Annotated in this window: 1 rRNA gene; it reads left to right on the forward strand. The window is 53.2% G+C overall.

Going from position 1 to position 2,940, the window contains the following annotated elements:
- Positions 1 to 2,926: ribosomal RNA gene (locus D9X91_RS22280) — 23S ribosomal RNA — on the forward strand; the annotation flags it as partial.
- Positions 2,927 to 2,940: the final 14 nt, after the last annotated feature.

Consider the following 2,940-nt stretch of genomic DNA (forward strand, 5'->3'; position numbering starts at 1 on the left):
TAGAAAGGGCGCACGGTGAATGCCTTGGCACTAGGAGCCGATGAAGGACGGGACTAACACCGATATGCTTCGGGGAGCTGTAAGTAAGCTTTGATCCGGAGATTTCCGAATGGGGGAACCCACTGTTCGTAATGGAACAGGATCCTTACCTGAATACATAGGGTATGGAAGGCAGACCCGGGGAACTGAAACATCTTAGTACCCGGAGGAAGAGAAAGCAAACGCGATTCCCTGAGTAGCGGCGAGCGAAACGGGATTAGCCCAAACCAAGAGGCTTGCCTCTTGGGGTTGTAGGACACTCTACACGGAGTTACAAAGGAACGAAGTAAACGAAGAGATCTGGAAAGGTCCATCAGAGAAGGTAAAAATCCTGTAGTTGAAACTTCGTTCCCTCCAGAGTGGATCCTGAGTACGGCGGGACACGTGAAATCCCGTCGGAAGCTGGGAGGACCATCTCCCAAGGCTAAATACTCCCTAGTGACCGATAGTGAACCAGTACCGTGAGGGAAAGGTGAAAAGCACCCCGGAAGGGGAGTGAAAGAGATCCTGAAACCGTGTGCCTACAAGTAGTCAGAGCCCGTTAATGGGTGATGGCGTGCCTTTTGTAGAATGAACCGGCGAGTTACGATTTCATGCAAGGTTAAGTCGATGAGACGGAGCCGCAGCGAAAGCGAGTCTGAATAGGGCGAATGAGTATGAGGTCGTAGACCCGAAACCAGGTGATCTACCCATGTCCAGGGTGAAGTCCAGGTAACACTGGATGGAGGCCCGAACCCACGCACGTTGAAAAGTGCGGGGATGAGGTGTGGGTAGCGGAGAAATTCCAATCGAACTTGGAGATAGCTGGTTCTCTCCGAAATAGCTTTAGGGCTAGCCTCAAGGTAAGAGTCTTGGAGGTAGAGCACTGTTTGGACTAGGGGCCCTCATCGGGTTACCGAATTCAGACAAACTCCGAATGCCAAAGACTTATCCTTGGGAGTCAGACTGCGAGTGATAAGATCCGTAGTCGAAAGGGAAACAGCCCAGACCACCAGCTAAGGTCCCAAAGTATACGTTAAGTGGAAAAGGATGTGGAGTTGCTTAGACAACCAGGATGTTGGCTTAGAAGCAGCCACCATTTAAAGAGTGCGTAATAGCTCACTGGTCGAGTGACTCTGCGCCGAAAATGTACCGGGGCTAAACGTATCACCGAAGCTGTGGATTGACACCGTTTGGTGTCAGTGGTAGGAGAGCGTTCTAAGGGCGTTGAAGCTAGACCGTAAGGACTGGTGGAGCGCTTAGAAGTGAGAATGCCGGTATGAGTAGCGAAAGAAGGGTGAGAATCCCTTCCACCGAATGCCTAAGGTTTCCTGAGGAAGGCTCGTCCGCTCAGGGTTAGTCGGGACCTAAGCCGAGGCCGAAAGGCGTAGGCGATGGATAACAGGTTGATATTCCTGTACCACCTTTTGACCGTTTGAGCAATGGGGGGACGCAGGAGGATAGGGTAAGCGCGCTGCTGGATATGCGCGTCTAAGCAGTTAGGCTGGTGATGAGGCAAATCCCATCACCGTGAAGGCTGAGCTGTGATAGCGAGGGAAATATAGTACCGAAGTTCCTGATTCCACACTGCCAAGAAAAGCCTCTAGCAAGGTCAAGGGTGCCCGTACCGCAAACCGACACAGGTAGGCGAGGAGAGAATCCTAAGGTGAGCGAGAGAACTCTCGTTAAGGAACTCGGCAAAATGACCCCGTAACTTCGGGAGAAGGGGTGCTCTGGTAGGGTGCAAGCCCGAGAGAGCCGCAGTGAATAGGCCCAGGCGACTGTTTAGCAAAAACACAGGTCTCTGCGAAGCCGCAAGGCGAAGTATAGGGGCTGACGCCTGCCCGGTGCTGGAAGGTTAAGGAGAGGGGTTAGCGCAAGCGAAGCTCTGAACCGAAGCCCCAGTAAACGGCGGCCGTAACTATAACGGTCCTAAGGTAGCGAAATTCCTTGTCGGGTAAGTTCCGACCCGCACGAAAGGCGTAACGATCTGGGCACTGTCTCAACGAGAGACTCGGTGAAATTATAGTACCTGTGAAGATGCAGGTTACCCGCGACAGGACGGAAAGACCCCGTGGAGCTTTACTGTAGCCTGATATTGAATTTTGGTACAGCTTGTACAGGATAGGTAGGAGCCGTAGAAACCGGAGCGCCAGCTTCGGTGGAGGCATCGGTGGGATACTACTCTGGCTGTATTGAAATTCTAACCCACGCCCCTCATCGGGGCGGGAGACAGTGTCAGGTGGGCAGTTTGACTGGGGCGGTCGCCTCCTAAAAGGTAACGGAGGCGCCCAAAGGTTCCCTCAGAATGGTTGGAAATCATTCGTAGAGTGTAAAGGCACAAGGGAGCTTGACTGCGAGACCTACAAGTCGAGCAGGGACGAAAGTCGGGCTTAGTGATCCGGTGGTTCCGCATGGAAGGGCCATCGCTCAACGGATAAAAGCTACCCCGGGGATAACAGGCTTATCTCCCCCAAGAGTCCACATCGACGGGGAGGTTTGGCACCTCGATGTCGGCTCATCGCATCCTGGGGCTGTAGTCGGTCCCAAGGGTTGGGCTGTTCGCCCATTAAAGCGGTACGCGAGCTGGGTTCAGAACGTCGTGAGACAGTTCGGTCCCTATCCGTCGTGGGCGTAGGAAATTTGAGAGGAGCTGTCCTTAGTACGAGAGGACCGGGATGGACGCACCGCTGGTGTACCAGTTGTCTTGCCAAAGGCATCGCTGGGTAGCTATGTGCGGAAGGGATAAGTGCTGAAAGCATCTAAGCATGAAGCCCCCCTCAAGATGAGATTTCCCATAGCGTCAAGCTAGTAAGATCCCTGAAAGATGATCAGGTTGATAGGTCCGAGGTGGAAGCGCGGCGACGTGTGCAGCTGACGGATACTAATCGATCGAGGACTTAACCAAAGATACAAAGCGAT

It is taken from the genome of Falsibacillus albus (genome assembly GCF_003668575.1).
Classification (GTDB): domain Bacteria; phylum Bacillota; class Bacilli; order Bacillales; family DSM-25281; genus Falsibacillus; species Falsibacillus albus.